This is a genomic window from Actibacterium ureilyticum (assembly GCF_002285435.1).
Classification (GTDB): domain Bacteria; phylum Pseudomonadota; class Alphaproteobacteria; order Rhodobacterales; family Rhodobacteraceae; genus Actibacterium_C; species Actibacterium_C ureilyticum.
In genome coordinates this window covers 266,441-283,735 of record NZ_NSBT01000024.1, presented here as the reverse complement: position 1 = coordinate 283,735, position 17,295 = coordinate 266,441, and the positions used below count along the sequence as shown (strand labels likewise).

General features: G+C 65.0%; 14 protein-coding genes. 11 read left to right on the top strand and 3 right to left on the bottom strand.

Annotated elements, in window-relative coordinates:
* Positions 1–75: 75 nt before the first annotated feature.
* A complete protein-coding gene (gene pdxR / locus CLM60_RS07455) occupies positions 76–1,548 on the bottom strand; it encodes a MocR-like pyridoxine biosynthesis transcription factor PdxR (RefSeq protein WP_095588532.1) in 1,473 nt (490 codons plus the stop codon).
* Positions 1,549–1,600: 52 nt separating this feature from the next.
* Positions 1,601–2,980 (bottom strand): aminotransferase family protein, encoded by a 1,380-nt coding sequence (locus CLM60_RS07450; protein WP_095588531.1) that lies wholly within the window; start codon positions 2,978–2,980, stop codon positions 1,601–1,603.
* A 290-nt stretch (positions 2,981–3,270) separates the two neighbouring features.
* Between CLM60_RS07450 and CLM60_RS07445 the strand changes: the two genes are divergently transcribed.
* The 11 genes from CLM60_RS07445 to CLM60_RS07395 all read left to right on the top strand — a co-directional run bounded on the left by CLM60_RS07445 (position 3,271) and on the right by CLM60_RS07395 (position 16,483).
* Positions 3,271–4,272, top strand: a complete 1,002-nt coding sequence (locus CLM60_RS07445) for a taurine ABC transporter substrate-binding protein (protein WP_095588530.1) — start codon at positions 3,271–3,273, stop codon at positions 4,270–4,272.
* Positions 4,273–4,334: 62 nt separating this feature from the next.
* The gene (locus tag CLM60_RS07440; protein ID WP_095588529.1) at positions 4,335–5,141 is read left to right on the top strand and encodes a taurine ABC transporter ATP-binding protein; all 807 of its coding nucleotides are present in this window, start codon (positions 4,335–4,337) and stop codon (positions 5,139–5,141) included.
* A 5-nt stretch (positions 5,142–5,146) separates the two neighbouring features.
* A complete protein-coding gene (locus CLM60_RS07435) occupies positions 5,147–6,412 on the top strand; it encodes an ABC transporter permease subunit (protein ID WP_095588684.1) in 1,266 nt (421 codons plus the stop codon).
* Between the two features lie 408 nt (positions 6,413–6,820).
* Positions 6,821–8,770 (top strand): acetate--CoA ligase, encoded by a 1,950-nt coding sequence (acs, locus tag CLM60_RS07430; protein WP_095588528.1) that lies wholly within the window; start codon positions 6,821–6,823, stop codon positions 8,768–8,770.
* A 5-nt stretch (positions 8,771–8,775) separates the two neighbouring features.
* A complete protein-coding gene (locus tag CLM60_RS07425; RefSeq protein WP_095588527.1) occupies positions 8,776–9,462 on the top strand; it encodes an adenylate kinase in 687 nt (228 codons plus the stop codon).
* Positions 9,463–9,528: 66 nt separating this feature from the next.
* On the top strand, positions 9,529–9,786 hold the full coding sequence (locus CLM60_RS07420) for a DUF4212 domain-containing protein (RefSeq protein ID WP_095588526.1): 258 nt from the start codon (positions 9,529–9,531) through the stop codon (positions 9,784–9,786).
* Positions 9,787–9,801: 15 nt separating this feature from the next.
* Positions 9,802–11,568 carry a sodium:solute symporter family protein gene (locus CLM60_RS07415; protein WP_095588525.1) on the top strand — a complete coding sequence of 589 codons (1,767 nt, stop codon included), beginning with the start codon at positions 9,802–9,804 and terminating at the stop codon, positions 11,566–11,568.
* An 88-nt stretch (positions 11,569–11,656) separates the two neighbouring features.
* On the top strand, positions 11,657–13,477 hold the full coding sequence (locus CLM60_RS07410) for a putative nucleotidyltransferase substrate binding domain-containing protein (RefSeq protein WP_425427215.1): 1,821 nt from the start codon (positions 11,657–11,659) through the stop codon (positions 13,475–13,477).
* Positions 13,478–13,501: 24 nt separating this feature from the next.
* The gene (locus CLM60_RS07405; RefSeq protein WP_095588523.1) at positions 13,502–14,026 is read left to right on the top strand and encodes a hypothetical protein; all 525 of its coding nucleotides are present in this window, start codon (positions 13,502–13,504) and stop codon (positions 14,024–14,026) included.
* The gene (locus CLM60_RS07400; RefSeq protein ID WP_095588522.1) at positions 14,026–14,418 is read left to right on the top strand and encodes a response regulator transcription factor; all 393 of its coding nucleotides are present in this window, start codon (positions 14,026–14,028) and stop codon (positions 14,416–14,418) included. The genes CLM60_RS07405 and CLM60_RS07400 overlap by 1 nt, the downstream gene beginning before the upstream one ends.
* Positions 14,408–16,483: a 3'-5' exonuclease gene (locus CLM60_RS07395; protein ID WP_095588683.1), complete on the top strand. Its 2,076-nt coding sequence runs from the start codon at positions 14,408–14,410 to the stop codon at positions 16,481–16,483. Before CLM60_RS07400 ends, CLM60_RS07395 begins: the two co-directional genes overlap by 11 nt.
* Here CLM60_RS07395 and truA read toward each other — a convergent pair.
* The gene (truA, locus tag CLM60_RS07390) at positions 16,476–17,243 is read right to left on the bottom strand and encodes a tRNA pseudouridine(38-40) synthase TruA (protein ID WP_095588521.1); all 768 of its coding nucleotides are present in this window, start codon (positions 17,241–17,243) and stop codon (positions 16,476–16,478) included. The genes CLM60_RS07395 and truA overlap by 8 nt on opposite strands.
* Positions 17,244–17,295 lie beyond the last annotated feature (52 nt).

The following is a 17,295-nucleotide window of genomic DNA, read 5'->3' as shown; positions in this document are numbered from 1 at the left end:
TCTCCGGCAGGGGGCGTCGTTTACGGTTCGTGTCTTCCATGCGGCGGGCCGAAATCTTAGGGCCAGATGGCGGGGCTAGTTAGGTCCAGATTGGCGCAGGCTGTCGGCGATCACCGCAATCCCGTCGGGGATGCGCTCGGACGGGATCGACGAATAGGCCAGGCGGTAATGGCGCTGGGCGGGGCGATCGTTGCCGAAGAACACATGTCCCGGCTCGATCAGAACACCCCGGTCGCGCAGCGCCAGCGCCAGCTGCGCCGTGTCGATGCCCCGCGGCGCCCTGAGCCAGAAGCTGGAGCCGCCGGCGGTCGCGCGGTCGGGTCCGAGCAGGCCATGCTGCAACAGCGCCTGTTCCATCACCCCGCGCCGCTGGTGATAGGCCTGGCCCATGCGCTTGACCTGACTGTCGTAGTGACCCTGCGACAGGAAATAGGCGGCGGTGCGCTGGATATGCCCCGGCGGATGGCGCAGGATCAGCGACCGCAGCGCGCGCGCCTCGCGGATGAACGCCTCGCTGGCCACGACATAGCCCAGGCGCAGCCCGGGAAAGAGCGATTTCGAGAACGACCCGATATAGATCACATGCCCGCCTTCATCGAGCGACTTGAGCGCGGGCTTGGGCGAGCTGGCAAAGGACATCTCGAATTCGTAATCGTCCTCGACCACGATGAATTGCCGTTCGGCGGCCATCCGCAGCAGCTGGCGCCGCCGGTCGATGGGCATGGTCGCATTGGTCGGGCAATGGTGGCTGGGCGTGGTAAAGACCACGTCGATATCGGGCGGCAGCGCCTCGGGCGGCAGGCCGTCCGCATCCACATCCACCGACACCGTGCCGCAGCGGGTCTGGGCCAGGATCTCGCGCAGGCCGGGATAACAGGGATATTCCATCGCCGCCTTGCGCCGCTGGGTCAGCAGGATCTGCGCGGCAAGCCACAGCGCGTTCTGCGCGCCCATGGTGATCAGGATTTCCTGTGGCCGGGCCGAGATCCCCCGCCGGGGCAGGATGTTGCGGACGATGAATTCGATCAGCCGGGGGTCGTCACGCTCGTACCTGTCGACGGTCATGGATTCGAAATCGCGCTGTCCCAGCGCGCGCAGTGCGCATTGCCGCCAGTTCTGGTGGTCGAACAGCCGCATGTCGGCCTGCCCATAGATGAACGGATAGCGATAGCTGCGCCAGTCGGGCGGGCGGATCACATCGACAAAGCCGGAAAACCGCTGCCCCAGCGCGCGGGACCAGTCGACGCTGTCTTGCCGCTGGCGCGGGGCGAGGTCGAATTCCGGCGGCGAGGGCGCGTTTTCGGACACGAAATAGCCCGACCGCCCGCGCGCCACCAGATAGTCGTTCGCCACCAGCTCGGTATAGGCCAGCGTCACGGTGATCCGGCTGATGCCCAGGTGCTGCGCCAGCTTGCGGCTGGACGGCATGCGTTCGCCCGGGCGCAGAACGCCGGTCAGGACCCCCTCGGTCACGTGCTGCTGGATCTGCTGCTGCAACGTGCCGTCAAAGCCGGGGTCCAGAAAGAAGGTGTCCACCGGAATCGCCATGTCTGGCGTCATGATGCGCGCAAACTGGACCTATGGAAAGCGCGGCGTTGGCTCAGCCGAAAACCCGCGCCAGCGCGCCGTCCACCGCATCTGTGGTCCGGTCGATATCGTCGGGCGCGGCGATCAGGGCGGGGCTGAAGCACAGCGTGTTGTTCATGCCCGGCAGCGAGCGGTTGGTCACGCCGATGATCACGCCCTGCGCCATGCAATCGGCCACCACCGCCTGCGCCTGCTTTTCGTCCACCGGTTCCTTGGTGATGCGGTCGCTGACCAGTTCCGCGCCGCAAAACAGGCCCGCGCCGCGCACATGCCCGATCACCGCGTGACGGTCGGCCAGCGCGTTCAGGTTGTCGATCAGCCGCGCGCCCATGTCGCGGGTGTTCTGCAGCAGCGCCTCGTCCTCGATGATGCGCATGTTTTCCAGCGCCGCCGCCGGACCCGCCGCGCAGCCGCCAAAGGTCGAGATGTCGCGGAAATAGGACAGCGGATCGGCGGCATCGTCCTTGAACTGTTCGAACACGGCCTCGGTCGTGACGGTGCAGGAAATCGCGGCATAGCCCGAGGCGACGCCCTTGGCCATGGTCACGAAATCGGGCTGCACGCCATAGTTCTGATAGCCGAACCATTCACCGGTGCGCCCCATGCCGCAGACGACCTCGTCGATGTGCAGCAGGATGTCGTATTTGCGGCAGATTTCCTGCACGCGGGGCCAATAGCCGTCGGGCGGCACGATGACGCCGCCACCTGCGGTCACGGGTTCCAGACACAGCAGCCCGATCGTGTCGGGGCCTTCGCGCAGGATGACCTCTTCGATCGCATCGGCGGCCCTTTCGCCGTAATTTTCCACATCCCATTGCGCGCGGTATTCCAGGCAATGTGGCACCGCGACGAAGCCCGGCGTGAAGGGGCCGTATTGTGCGTTGCGCTGCGGCTGGCCACCCGCCGACAGACAGGCGATGGTCGTGCCGTGATAGTCGCGCTCGCGGTACAGGATCTTGTGCTTGCGCCCGCCATGGTGCCGGGCCGAGATCTGGCGCACCATCTTGAACACCTTTTCATTCGCCTCGGACCCGGAGTTGGCGTAATAGACGCGACTCATCCCCGGCATCTTCTCGATCAGGCGCTTGGCGAAGTTCGATCCCGGAACCGAACCCGCCGATTGCGCGAAATAGTTCAGCGTCACCAGCTGGTCGCGCACCGCGTCGGCAATCGATTCGCGGCCATAGCCCACGTTCACGGTCCACACCCCGCCCGAAACCGCGTCCAGGTATTCCGCGCCCGTGGCGTCCCAGACCCGCATGCCGCGCCCTTCGACAATGACGCGCGGATCGCTGGTTTCCAGCGCCTTGTGCTGCATCAGGTGATGCCAGATATGCGCGCGATCGGCTTCGATCACATCGGTCAGGTCATTTGGCGATACCGGGCTGTTCATGGCGGCGCTCCATCGGGATTTGGGGTGTTTCGGGCCGCGCCCAAGGTCGGAAATCCGGATGCGCCCGGTTCACAAACTGCATGAATTTCGTGCGGCGAATAGGGCCAGAATGCCCCTTCAGTTAAGGCCAGTTTGCCGGCGCCGTTGTCACACCGGATTTCCGCCGCTTAAGTTTATTTCGGACATGGCCGCGAACGGGTTGATGAATTCGCCCCGACGCTTAAGCTGCGGGCCATGCGAACACAGACGGGCGTTCAGCCCGCGTGGATGACCAACAAGGAGATTTGACGATGGCCCTGAAGATTATGCTGAAAAGCGCCACCGCCGCGATCGGATTGCTGTCGGGGGCGCAGGCCGCGCTGGCCGCTGACGAGATCACGGTCGGTTACTTTCTGGAATGGCCGATGCCGTTCCAATACGCCAAGGCGATGGGCACCTACGAGGAAGCGCTGGGCATCCCGATCAACTGGGTGTCCTTCGACACCGGCACCGCGATGTCGGCCGCGATGGCGGCGGGCGATGTGCAGATTTCGGTCAGCCAGGGCATTCCGCCCTTCGTGGTGGCCACCAGTGCCGGCCAGGACCTGAAGGTGGTCGATGTCGCCGTCAGCTATTCCGAGAACGACAATTGCGTCGTCGCCTCGGCGCTGGAAATCGACAAGACCAACGCCAAGGAGATCGAGGGCAAGAAGGTCGGCGTGCCGATCGGCACCGCCGCGCATTTCGGGTTCCTGGAGCAGATGAACCATTTCGGCGTCGACATGTCGACGCTGGAAATCGTCGACATGGCCCCGCCCGATGGCGCGGCGGCCTTTGCGCAGGGCAACCTGGACATGGTCTGCGGCTGGGGCGGGGCGCTGCGCCGGATGAAGGAACACGGCAACGTGCTGCTGACCGGCGCGGAAAAGGAAGAGCTGGGCATCCTGGTCTTTGACGCCACGACCGTCCCGGCCGAATTCGCCGCAGCCGAGCCCGAATTGCTGGCCAAGTTCCTGAAGGTCACCGCCGATGCCAACGCGATGTGGAACGCGGGCGAGATGAAGGACGAGATGCTGCCGGTGATCGCCAAGGATTCCGGCATGGCGCTGGAAGACACCGAGGCGACCATCGCCACCTTTGTCTTCCCGTCGGTAGACGATCAGCTGGGCGAGAAATGGTTGGGCGGCGGCGCGCAAAGCTTCATGCTGGGCGTGGCCAACGTGTTCAAGGATGCAGGGTCGATCCCGACGATCCTGGACACCTATGAAACGGCTGTCGATATCGAACCGCTGACCGCCGCAAGCGGCATGTGATCGCACCGGCAGGGGCGCCTTTGCGTGCCCCTGCCATGACCTAAGGATCGGGGCGGGGCATCATGAGCGGGCTTTCCATTCGCAATGTTTCCATGCGGTTCGAGCTGCCCGGCGGCGGGCATGTTCAGGCGCTGAAGGATGTGTCGCTGGACCTGAAGACGGGCGAGCTTCTGTCGGTTCTGGGGCCGTCGGGCTGTGGCAAGACCACGCTTTTGAACATCGTGGCGGGCTTTCTGGCCCCGACCGAGGGCCGGATCGAGCTGAACGGCCATCCCGTCACCGGCCCCGATGCCGAACGCGGCATGGTGTTCCAGAAGGGCGCGCTGTTCGAATGGATGAGCGTGCGCGAGAATGTCAGCTTCGGCCCCCGGATGAAGGGCCAGCGCCCGGCCGATTATCGCGCCACGGTCGATCACCTGCTGGATGTGGTCGGGCTGCAGGATTTCAAGGAAAAGGCCATCTATGAATTGTCGGGCGGGATGCAGCAGCGCGTGGCGCTGGCGCGCTGTCTGGCCAACGATCCCGACGTGATCCTGATGGATGAACCGCTTGGCGCGCTGGATGCGCTGACCCGGGAAAAGATGCAAAGCCTGGTACTGAAGCTGTGGAAGGAAACCGGCAAGACGATCATCCTGATCACCCATTCCGTTGAAGAGGCATTGTTGCTGGGCGAGCGGCTGTTGGTGATGGCGCCGCGCCCGGGGCGCATCCATCGTGAATATGCGCTGCCCTTTGCCGATCTGGGGGTGGGGCAGGACCTGCGCGAGGTCAAGAAACACCCCGAATTCGCCACCCGCCGCGAAGAGATCCTGGGCATGATCTGGGACATGGAGGAAGAGATCATGGGCCGGGCCGAGGGCGCCGCATGACCGGTCTGTTGATCCTGGTCTTCTATGTCGCGCTGTTTCTGGGCAGCCTGTTCATCCTGTCGGCGATCCGTAGGGCGCGCGGGCGGACACGGGATTTCACCAGCCTGAAAACCGTGACCTTCGGCGATGAAAGCGCGGTGCGGCCGGATCGGGCGGCCTCTGTCATCTCGGTGCTGGTGATCTTCCTGATCTGGGGCGCGTTCACCGGATCGAAGCTGGTGCCGATCCATGTGCCGGGCCCGTTTCTGGGCGATTCCCAGTTCACCTATACGCTGGAGGCCCCCGATGGCCGCCGCGACGACGCGACGGTTTACACCCGTGTCTTTCGCGTCGGGACCGAAGTTACCCCGCGCGAGGTCGCGCCGGGTGACGGCTTTGCCAAGGACGACACGGTCGAGGTCGGCGCCTGGCGGTCGAAGCTGATCCTGATGGATCGCAATGACGAGGTCACGCGCAAGGATGGCGCCCGGGTCGTGGCCATCGACGGCCAGCCGATTTCGGTGGGCGGCCAGGTCAGGGCCGGCAACGGCATCGTGCGGCTGACCGACAAGGGCGCGCTGGACTATGCCCCGGCCAAGGGCCTGCAGATGGAGCCGATCTGGATGCCTGCGCCCGAAGCGGTGTTCGGCCAGTTGATCAAGATCGCGGGCGAAGGCTATCAGAATTTCACCCTGTGGCAGCATCTGGGATGGTCGCTGTTGCGGGTGCTGGCGGGGTTCGTGGCCGGGTCCGTCGTGGGCATCCCGCTGGGCTATGCGATGGGGCTGTCGGGCTGGTTCCGGGGCTGGTTCGACCCGATCGTGGAATTCATGCGCCCGGTGCCGCCGCTGGCGCTGATCCCGCTGGTGATCATCTGGTTCGGCATCTGGGAAACCGGCAAGATCGTGCTGCTGTTTCTGGCCGCGCTTTGGATCATGACAATTGCGGCGCGCGCGGGTGTTTCCGGGGTGAACATCACCAAGATCCACGCCGCTTATTCGCTGGGCGCCAGCCGCTGGCAGATCATGCGCCACGTGATCATTCCCAATTCCCTGCCCGAGATCTTCACCGGTGCGCGGGTGGCGATGGGCGTCTGCTGGGGCACGGTGGTCGCGGCCGAACTGGTGGCGGCGCAGAAGGGCGCGGGGATGATGATCATCGCGGCGTCGAAATTCCAGCTGACCGATATCGTGATCATGGGGATCATCCTGATCGGCATCATCGGATACGGCATCGATATCCTGATGCGCATCGCCGAACGGGTGCTTGTGCCGTGGAAGGGCAAGTCCTGACCCCGGTTCCCCGCCTGTAACACGCAGATTCGCGCCGAACGGCGGACAGGGGGCTTGGCCGGCCCTTGATTCTCGACCAAAGTCGAATAGGCGGTGGGGGCAAGTGGCTTGCGCTTGTCCGCAACCTGCCTAGTATGGCAGCCCTAAGGTAAAAATATGTCTTTCTGACGTGCACATTTAACACATTGTTATCGTTTCGATTTTCCGAAACTTCCCCTTGAAAATTTACAAATAAACCGGCGCCCTGTGAAAGTATTTACAGGAAAAGCCATTTATAAAAATAACTTACAACTTCTTTGACAGATAGGTTATGTTACGCCCGAGGATTCTGAGCCCGTCCGGGATCAGCAGGGGGATTGGCCGCAAACAACCCAGGCGTTTGCGCAGCCAAAAAAGGAGGAGACCGTCATGACCGATCAAACCTATCCGCCCAGTGCGTCTTTCGCGGCCAACGCGCATATCAATGCCGAAAGCTATGACAAGATGTACGCGGCGTCCGTGAACGAGCCCGAGGCGTTCTGGGGCGAGCACGGCAAGCGGCTGGACTGGATCAAGCCCTATACCAAGGTCAAGAACACCAGCTTCGCGCCCGGCAATATCGATATCAAGTGGTTCGAGGACGGCACGCTGAACGTCAGCGCCAACTGCATCGACCGCCACCTGGAAACCCGCGGCGAACAGACCGCGATCATCTTCGAGCCGGACGATCCGAACGAAGACGCCCAGCACATCACCTATAACCAGCTGCACAAGCGGGTCTGCCGGATGGCCAACATCCTGGAGGATCTGGGCGTGCGGAAGGGCGACCGGGTCGTGATCTATCTGCCGATGATCCCCGAAGCGGCCTATGCCATGCTGGCCTGTGCGCGCATCGGCGCGATCCATTCCATCGTCTTCGCGGGCTTTTCGCCCGACGCGCTGGCGGCCCGTATCAACGGCTCGGACGCCAAGGTGGTCATCACCGCCGACGAGGCGCCGCGCGGCGGCCGCAAGACCCCGCTGAAATCCAATGCCGATGCGGCGCTGCTGCACTGCAAGGACACGGTGAAATGCCTGGTGGTCAAGCGGACCGGTGGCCAGACCACATGGATCGCCGACCGCGATTTCGACTATAACGAGATGGCGCTGGAAGCGGACGAATATTCCAAGCCCGCCGAGATGAACGCCGAAGATCCGCTGTTCATCCTCTATACATCGGGGTCGACCGGCCAGCCCAAGGGCGTGGTGCATTGCACCGGCGGTTATCTGGTCTATGCCGCGATGACCCACGAATATTCCTTCGATTACCATGACGGCGACATCTACTGGTGTACCGCTGACGTGGGCTGGGTCACCGGCCACAGCTATATCGTCTATGGCCCGCTGGCCAATGGCGCGACCACGCTGATGTTCGAAGGCGTGCCGACCTATCCCGATGCCAGCCGCTTCTGGCAGGTGTGCGAAAAGCACAAGGTGAACCAGTTCTATACCGCGCCGACCGCGCTGCGCGCGCTGATGGGGCAGGGCAACGAATTCGTCGAGAAATGCGATCTGTCGTCGCTGAAGCTGCTGGGGACGGTGGGCGAGCCCATCAACCCCGAGGCCTGGAACTGGTACAACGACGTGGTCGGCAAGGGCAAATGCCCCATCGTCGACACCTGGTGGCAGACCGAAACCGGCGGCCACATGATGACCCCGCTGCCCGGCGCGCATGCGCTGAAGCCCGGTTCGGCGATGAAGCCGTTCTTTGGCGTGCAGCCGGTGGTTCTGGACCCCCATTCGGGCGAGGAAATCGACACCTATCCGACCGAGGGCGTGCTGTGCATCAAGGACAGCTGGCCCAGCCAGATGCGCACGGTCTGGGGCGATCACGAGCGGTTCGAGAAGACCTATTTCAGCGATTACAAAGGCTATTACTTTGCCGGTGATGGCTGCAAACGCGACGAGGATGGCGATTTCTGGATCACCGGCCGCGTCGATGACGTGATCAACGTGTCGGGCCACCGCATGGGCACGGCCGAGGTCGAAAGCGCGCTGGTCGCGCACGCCAAGGTCGCCGAGGCCGCCGTGGTGGGCTACCCGCACGAGATCAAGGGCCAGGGCATCTATTGCTATGTCACCCTGATGAACGGGGTCGAGCCCAGCGACGAGCTTTACAAAGAGCTGCGCACCTGGGTCCGGACCGAGATCGGCCCCATCGCCAGCCCCGACCTGATCCAGTGGGCACCCGGCCTGCCCAAGACCCGTTCGGGCAAGATCATGCGCCGTATCCTGCGCAAGATCGCCGAGAACGACTATGGCAGCCTGGGCGATACCTCGACCCTGGCCGATCCGTCGGTGGTCGATGAGCTGATCGAAAACCGGATGAACAAGGGGTGAGCGGGATGAGCGATACAGCCGTCGAAGTCGTCCCCGCCGTTCTGATCCTGCTGGGCCCTCCGGGGGCCGGCAAGGGCACGCAAGCCCGGATGCTGGAGGAAAAATTCGGACTTGTGCAACTGTCGACCGGCGATCTGCTGCGTGCAGCGGTGGCCGCGGGCACCGATGCGGGCAAGGCCGCCAAGGCGGTGATGGAAGCCGGCGATCTGGTCAGCGACGAGATCGTGCTGGCGATCCTGAAGGACCGCCTGGCCGAACCTGATGTGGCCAAGGGCGTGATCCTGGACGGGTTCCCGCGCACCACGGCCCAGGCCGAGGCGCTGGATGGCATGCTGGCGGCCACCGGCCAACAGGTGAACGCCGCGGTCAGCCTTGAGGTCGAGGATGACGCGATGGTCGACCGTGTGGCGGGCCGCTATACCTGCGCCAAATGCGGCGAGGGGTATCACGACAGCTTCAAGCAGCCCAAGGCCGAAGGTGTCTGTGACAAATGCGGCGGGACGGAGTTCAAGCGCCGTGCCGACGACAATGCCGAAACGGTGCGCGCGCGGCTTCAGGCCTATCACGATCAGACCGCGCCGCTGATTGCCTATTACGACGGCCGCGGCTGCCTGGAACGGGTGCCCGCGATGGGGGCGATCGACGAGATTGCCGGTGCACTGGGCGACATCGTCGCCAAGACCGCCGGCTGAGCAGGGGAGCGCGGGGCGGCATGGTGCCGCCGCGCGGGGGTTCTCAATCTAAGGGAGGGTCGTCTCATGGCAGACAACTCATCAAGTAACGCGTACTGGGCCGCGAACGTCCGGATTATCTTGGTCAGCCTCGTGATTTGGGCTGTGGTTTCCTTCGGCTTCGGCATCCTGCTGCGCCCGATGCTTGCGGGCATCAGCGTCGGCGGAACCGACCTGGGCTTCTGGTTTGCCCAGCAGGGTTCGATCCTGGTCTTCCTGGCGCTGATCTTCTTCTACGCCTGGCGGATGAACAAGCTCGACCGCGAACACGGCGTCGAAGAATAAGGAGCTCTGGGACAGATGGATCAGTTTACACTCAACTGGATTTTCATTGGGGCAAGCTTCCTGCTCTATATCGGCATCGCAATCTGGGCGCGTGCCGGATCGACGTCGGAATTCTATGCCGCGGGCCGGGGCATCCACCCCGTCACCAACGGTATGGCAACCGCGGCAGACTGGATGTCGGCGGCCTCGTTCATCTCGATGGCGGGCCTGATCGCGTTTACCGGCTATGACAACAGCTCGTTCCTGATGGGCTGGACCGGCGGCTATGTGCTGCTGGCGCTGCTGCTGGCGCCCTACCTGCGCAAGTTCGGCAAGTTCACCGTTTCGGAATTCATCGGTGACCGCTTCTACAGCCCGACCGCGCGTCTGGTTGCGGTGATCTGCCTGATCGTGGCCTCGGTCACCTATGTGATCGGCCAGATGACCGGTGTGGGCGTGGCCTTTGGCCGCTTCCTCGAGGTGTCGAACACCACCGGCCTTCTGATCGGTGCGGCGGTCGTGTTCGCCTATGCGGTGTTCGGCGGCATGAAGGGCGTGACCTATACCCAGGTGGCACAGTACTGCGTGCTGATCGTGGCATACACCATTCCCGCGATCTTCATCTCGCTGCAGCTGACCGGCAACCCGATCCCGGCCCTGGGCCTGTTCGGCGAGCACACCGCTTCGGGTGAACCGCTGCTGGCCAAGCTGGATTCGCTGGTCGAGGAGCTGGGCTTCGCGAACTATACCGGCCACCATGGCGACACCTTCAACATGGTGCTGTTCACCCTGTCGCTGATGATCGGTACCGCGGGTCTGCCGCACGTGATCATGCGCTTCTTCACCGTGCCGAAAGTGGCCGATGCACGCTGGTCCGCCGGCTGGGCGCTGGTCTTCATCGCGCTGCTGTATCTGACGGCCCCGGCCGTGGGTGCGATGGCACGCCTGAACCTGATCACCACCGTCTTCCCCGAAGGCACCGCATCGGCCCCGATCGACTACGAGGCCCGTCCCGACTGGATGGCCACGTGGGAGAAGACCGGCCTGCTGAGCTTCGAGGACAAGAATGGCGACGGCAAGATCCAGTGGTACAACGATGGCTCTGACGCCTTCGCTGCGACCGCGACCGAGCGTGGCTGGGCCGGATCGGAGCTGACCGTGAATCGCGATATCCTGGTTCTGGCCAACCCCGAGATCGCACAGCTTCCGGGTTGGGTCATCGCACTGGTCGCGGCCGGTGGTCTGGCGGCGGCGCTGTCGACGGCGGCAGGTCTGCTGCTGGCGATCTCGTCCGCTGTGTCGCATGACCTGATCAAGGGCGCCATCAATCCGAACATCTCGGAAAAGGGCGAGCTTCTGTCGGCGCGGATCGCAATGGCGGTGGCCATCGTCGTGGCAACCTATCTGGGTCTGAACCCGCCGGGCTTTGCGGCGCAGACCGTTGCGCTGGCCTTCGGTCTGGCGGCGGCGTCGATCTTCCCGGCGCTGATGATGGGCATCTTCTCGAAGCGGATCAACAACACCGGCGCGGTTGCCGGGATGCTGGTCGGCCTGCTGACGACGCTGATCTACATCTTCCTGCACAAGGGCTGGTTCTTCATCCCCGACACCAACAGCTTCACGGATGCAGATCCGCTGCTGGGTACGATCAAGTCGACCTCGTTCGGCGCGGTCGGGGCGCTGCTGAACTTCGCAACTGCCTTCATCGTGTCGAATGCCACGAAGGCGCCGCCGCAGGAGATCCAGGATCTGGTCGAAAGCGTGCGTATCCCGCGTGGGGCAGGCGCTGCTGTCGATCACTAAATCCTTGTGATTTGACCCACGTCATTTGAAAACCGGAATGCCCCCCGATACGGTCGGGGGGCGTTTTATTTTGACAAGGACACCCGCCTTGAGCGACCCCGCCCCCATCGCCGATTTCCTGTCGCATGTGCACCCCTATGACAGCCTGCCGCCCGCGGAACTGACCCGGGTCGCGACGGCGTTCATCCGCAAGCCGATGCGCGCGGGCGACCGGATCTACAGCTTCGGCGAGCCGCTGGACGGGCTTTACGTGGTGCAGGAAGGCGCGGTCGAGGTGTCGGACCAAAGCGGTAATGTCGTGTCGTTACTGGGGCCACGCAACAGTTTCGGCGAACGCGGCCTGTCGCGCGACGGCTATGCCGCGACGACCGCCGATGCCAAGCAGGACGGCGCGGTGCTGGTCCTGCCGCCGGACGAGTTCCGGTTCATGCTGGACGAGCATCCGTCGTTCCGGCGTTTCTTTGACCGCTCGCGCCCGGCCGAGACCAAGCGTTCCGACCTGGCCACCTCGCGCGTGTCGGCGCTGATGGCGCGCGATCCGATCACCTGCCCGCCGGGGGCGCGGGTGCTGGACGCGGCGCAGTTGATGAAGTCGCACAACGTGTCCTGCCTGGGCGTGACCGAACAGGACCGGCTGGTCGGCATCATCACCACAAGCGACATGGTCAACCGGGTGCTGGCGGCCGGGCTTTCGGGGGATGTTCCCGTGCGCCAGGTCATGACGCCCGATCCCATCACGCTGGCGCCCGGCGCCCTGGGCACCGACATCCTGCATGTGATGATCGAGCGCCGGATCGGGCATCTGCCGGTGGTCGAGGATGGCCGCATGATTGGCGTGGTCACCCAGACGGATCTGACCCATTTCCAGGCGCTCAGCTCGGCCACGCTGGTTCAGGACATCGCCACCGCGCTGGACGCGCGCGAACTGGCCGACATCACCGCCCGTATCCCGCAATTGCTGGTGAACCTTGTGGCGTCGGGCAACCGGCACGAGGTCGTGACGCGGCTGATCACCGATATCGGCGACGCCTGCACCCGGCGGCTTCTGGCGCTGGCCGAGGCGAAGCTGGGTCCGCCGCCCGTGCCCTATCTGTGGCTCGCCTGTGGCAGCCAGGGGCGGCAGGAACAGACCGGGGTCAGCGATCAGGACAATTGCCTGTTCCTGTCGGACGACATGCGGCCCGAACACGATGCCTATTTCGCCGCGCTGGCCAAATTCGTGTCCGACGGGCTGGATGTGTGCGGGTATTTCTATTGCCCCGGCGACATGATGGCCACCGCCGACCGCTGGCGCCAGCCGGTGCGGGTCTGGCGCGACTATTTCAAGACCTGGGTCGACAAGCCCGACCCGATGGCGCAGATGCTGGCCAGCGTGATGTTCGACCTGCGCCCCATCGGCGGGGATGAAAGCCTGTTCTCGGGGCTGCAGGCGGAAACGCTGGAAATGGCGTCGAAGAACTCGATCTTCGTGGCGCATATGGCGTCGAACGCGCTGAAGCACACGCCGCCCCTGGGCCTGCTGCGCGGGATCGCGACGATCCGCTCGGGCGAGCACAAGAACCAGCTGGACATGAAGCATAACGGCGTGGTGCCGGTGGTGGATCTGGGGCGGATCTATGCGTTGCAGGGACAGATCACGGCGGCCAACACCCGCGCGCGTCTGGAAGCCGCCGAAAAGGCCGGGGTGGTCAGCGCCAGCGGCGCGCGCGACCTGTTGGATGCCTATGATCTGATCGCGCAGATGCGGCTGGAACATCAGGCGGGTCTGGTCAAGGCGGGCAAGGCGCCCGATAACTATCTGTCGCCATCGGCGCTGTCGGATTTCGAACGCAGCCATTTGCGCGACGCCTTTGTGGTGGTGCGGACCATGCAATCCGCCATCGGGCATGGAAGAGCGGCGCCGGCCTGATCGGCCGGCTTGGGAGGAGTGAACATGTTTTTCGAGTTGGTGGCGACATTGGTTGCCGGTGTCGGGGCCGCGGGCGTCGTGATGTTGTTGAACCGGACCACCGGCGGTCGCCTGCCGCGCTGGGCGATGCCGGTGGGGGCGGGGCTGGCGATGATCGCCATGGCGATCTGGAACGAATACACCTGGTTCGACCGCACGGTGGCGACCCTGCCCGAGGGGGTCGAGGTGACCTCGACCGTCGAAAGCCGGTCCTTCTATCGGCCCTGGACCTATGCCGTGCCCTTCGTGCAGCGCTTTGCGGCGGTCGATGCGGCGGCGGTGCGCCGGCACCCGGCCGCGCCCGACATGCGCGTGACCAGCACGGTGCTGATGAGCCGCTGGTCGCAGCCGGTGCAATTGCCCGTGGTCTATGACTGCGCCGCAAATCGCCGCGCGGGCGGGGATGTTCCGTTTGATCTGGGCGCGGACGGCACCGTCACCGCCACCAACTGGCAGGACGTGGCGCCCGACGATCCCGCCCTGCGCGCGGTCTGCGACGGGGACGGCTGATGACGGGCAAATCCATCCTGATTGTCGAGGACGAGGACAATATCGCCCTGGCGCTGCACCATCTGCTGGGCCGCGAGGGCTATCGCCTGTCGCGGGTGGCCGATGGTGCGCTGGCGCTGGACGCGGTGCGCGATCAGCGCCCCGATCTTGTGCTTCTGGATGTGATGCTGCCGAACGTGTCGGGCTACGAGATCTGCCAGGCCCTGCGCGCCGATGCGGATCTGGCCGATCTGCGGATCCTGATCATGACCGCGCGCGGCACCGAGATCGAGCGCCGCAAGGGGCTGGCCATGGGCGCGGACGGATTCATCACCAAACCGTTCGAGCTGACCCAGCTGCGGCAAGAGGTGGCCCGGCTGCTGACCGATGGGGGGACGGCGGATGAAGCTTGAGAAGCTGAACCTGCGGCTGCGGGTCTTTCTGTTCTTTGCCTTTCTGGCGCTGGCCTGTGTCGCGGTGATCTTCGGTGGGCTCACCTTGGGCTATCAGCGCGCGCAGACGCCGCAGGCGCTGTCGGGCTTCGTGCTGGCCGGGGCGGTCTCGGGGTTCGGCGTTCTGGGGCTGGTGACCTGGGTCTGGTTTCTGTTCGACGAAAACGTGGCCCGCGCGATCCAGCGGCTGGCGGGCGGGTTGCTGACCCGCGCCCATGCCGATGTGATCGACGGGATCGACCAGGACGCTGCGCGCTATCTGGGCGATCTGGCGCCCGCCGCGCAGGCGGTGACCGAAAACCTGTCCGAAACCCGCCAGAAGCTGGCCGCGGCGGTGGAACGGGAAACCGAACAGCTGGCCCAGGAAAAGGCGCGGCTGGCGGCGCTGCTGGCCGATGTGCCCGAAGGGGTTCTGTTGTCATCCGGCGCGCATCAGCTTGTGTTTTACAACGGGTCGTCCGTCGCGCTTCTGGCCGATGACGACGCCGAACCGGCGCTGAACAAATCGGTGTTCCGCTATCTGCGGCCCGGCCCGATCAAGGCCGCCTATCAGCGGCTGCGCGCGGGCGAAGAGGGCGCCTCGACCAGCCTGCTCTGCGCCACCGCGAAAGAGGGCCGCGTCCTGTCGGCCCGGATGCGCCTGCTGCGCCAGCACGATTGCGAGATCAACGGCCCCGGCTATGTGCTGACGCTGCGCGATGTGACCGGCGATCTGGCGGTGCATATGGGGCGCGAGGCGCTGCTGGCCGACATTTTCGACCGCATCCGCCGCCCCGCCGCCAACCTGCAGACGGTCATCGACGCCACCGCCGAGGGCGCCCCGCTGGGCGACGCGCTGGCGGACGAGGTCTCCAGCCTGACCCGGTCGGTGGCCGAGCTGGGCGCGCGCTATGACCAGTCCCGCGCCAGCTGGTGGCCCAAGGGCGAACACCGCGCCGCCGATATCGTCGACGGGATCACCGCGCAACTGGCCCATGACGATATCACCGTGACGGCGGATGCCGACAAGCTGCGGCTGGTCTGCGACGCCTATCAAATCGTCGCGCTGGTCGCGGCGATGTCGGAATACCTGGTCCGGGAACAGGGCGCGGCGGTGCTGTCGCTGCTGATCTCGCCCTCGGACATCGCGGGCGAGGCGCAGATCACCATCGGCTGGCAAGGCGGGCCGCTGCCCTTCGGCACGCTGGACCGCTGGCTGGACCGGCCGCTGGATGTGGGCGTGGCCGACATGACCGGTCGCGCGGTGCTTCAGGCGCATGGCACCGACATGTGGCCCGAACCGGGCAAGGTGGGCCGGTCGGTCCTGCGCCTGCCGATCCGCCAGGCCCAGCCCGAGACCGATGGCCCGGCCGTCGACCCGCGCGCGGCGATCTATGATTTCGACCTGCTGGCCGCCGATGTCAGCGACGACCTGCTGTCGACCCCGCTGCGCGATCTGACCTATGTGGTCTTCGACACCGAAACCACCGGGCTTCTGCCCGAACAGGGGGACGAGATCGTGCAGATCGCCGGCGTCCGCCTGGTCAATGGCCGCCGCGTGGCGGGCGAAAGCTTCGACAGCCTGGTCAATCCCGGCCGCTCGATCCCGCCCGCCTCGACCAAGGTGCATGGCATTACCGAGGCGATGGTGGCCCATGCCGACCCGATCGAATCCGTCGGGCGGCGGTTCCACCGCTTCGCCGAAGGCGCGGTGCTGATCGCCCATAATGCGCCTTTCGATATGGCATTCCTGAAACGCCACGCGCGCGGCATCGGCGCCAGTTTCGACAACCCGGTGCTGGATACGGTGCTGCTGTCGGCGGTGCTTTACGGTCAGACCGAAAAGCACACGCTGGATGCGCTGACCGAACGGCTGGGCATCGCCATCCCGCCCGATCTGCGCCACACGGCCATGGGCGACACGGTGGCCACGGCAGACGCGTTCCTGAAAATGCTGCCGATCCTCAAGGGGCAGGGGATCGAAACCTTCGGCGACATCCTGACCGCGGTGCGCCGCCACAAGCGCCTGCTCGAAGACCTCAACTGAACGGGTCTTCGGGGTAGCCCACCCGCGCCAGGTACAACCCCTGCGGCGGGCAGACGGGGCCACAGGCCGCGCGGTCGCACGCCTCCAACGCGTCCTTCACATCGCCCGGCGCCCAGGATCCGGCGCCCACACGTTCCAGCGTGCCGACAAAGCTGCGCACCTGGTTGTGGAGGAAACTGCGGGCGCGGACATGGAACCGGAACTCGCGCCCCTCGGGGATATCCACCGCCTCGATATCCAGCGCGTCCAGCGTCTTGATCGGGCTCGCCGCCTGACAGATCGAGGCGCGGAAGGTCGTGAAATCATGCCGCCCCAGCAGATGCCGCGCGGCTTCCTGCATCGGCTCCAGCTCCAGCGGATACTGCACCTGCCAGACCTTGCCGCGCTCATGCGTGACCGGCGCGCGGCGGCTGACCAGCCGGAACAGATACTGCCGCTCGACCGCTGAAAACCGCGCGTGGAAATCATCTGCCACCCGCACCGCCCGCAGGATCGCGACCGGGTCGGGTTTCAGATGATGGTTCAGCGCCTCGGATAGCCGGAACGGGTCCCAATCCTTCGCCATCTCGCAATGGGCCACCTGGCCCAACCCATGCACCCCCGCATCGGTGCGCCCGGCGGCGGCGATGGATGGCACATTCGCCTCCAGCTTGGCCAAGGCGGCCTCGACCGCGCCCTGCACGGATGGCTGGTCGGCCTGACGCTGCCACCCCGCAAAGGGCGCGCCATCATATTCGATTTTCAGGGCATATCGCGGCATGGCCCCCCGGTTAGCCTGCTTTGCCGCCCAACGCAATCGGCGCCCGCCCCCC

Coding starts and splice junctions, on each gene's coding strand:
- pdxR (WP_095588532.1), bottom strand. CDS start 1,548: ATGGCGATTCCGGTGGACACCTTCTTTCTGGACCCCGGCTTTGACGGC.
- CLM60_RS07450 (WP_095588531.1), bottom strand. CDS start 2,980: ATGAACAGCCCGGTATCGCCAAATGACCTGACCGATGTGATCGAAGCC.
- CLM60_RS07445 (WP_095588530.1), top strand. CDS start 3,271: ATGGCCCTGAAGATTATGCTGAAAAGCGCCACCGCCGCGATCGGATTG.
- CLM60_RS07440 (WP_095588529.1), top strand. CDS start 4,335: ATGAGCGGGCTTTCCATTCGCAATGTTTCCATGCGGTTCGAGCTGCCC.
- acs (WP_095588528.1), top strand. CDS start 6,821: ATGACCGATCAAACCTATCCGCCCAGTGCGTCTTTCGCGGCCAACGCG.
- CLM60_RS07425 (WP_095588527.1), top strand. CDS start 8,776: ATGAGCGATACAGCCGTCGAAGTCGTCCCCGCCGTTCTGATCCTGCTG.
- CLM60_RS07420 (WP_095588526.1), top strand. CDS start 9,529: ATGGCAGACAACTCATCAAGTAACGCGTACTGGGCCGCGAACGTCCGG.
- CLM60_RS07415 (WP_095588525.1), top strand. CDS start 9,802: ATGGATCAGTTTACACTCAACTGGATTTTCATTGGGGCAAGCTTCCTG.
- CLM60_RS07405 (WP_095588523.1), top strand. CDS start 13,502: ATGTTTTTCGAGTTGGTGGCGACATTGGTTGCCGGTGTCGGGGCCGCG.
- CLM60_RS07400 (WP_095588522.1), top strand. CDS start 14,026: ATGACGGGCAAATCCATCCTGATTGTCGAGGACGAGGACAATATCGCC.
- CLM60_RS07395 (WP_095588683.1), top strand. CDS start 14,408: ATGAAGCTTGAGAAGCTGAACCTGCGGCTGCGGGTCTTTCTGTTCTTT.
- truA (WP_095588521.1), bottom strand. CDS start 17,243: ATGCCGCGATATGCCCTGAAAATCGAATATGATGGCGCGCCCTTTGCG.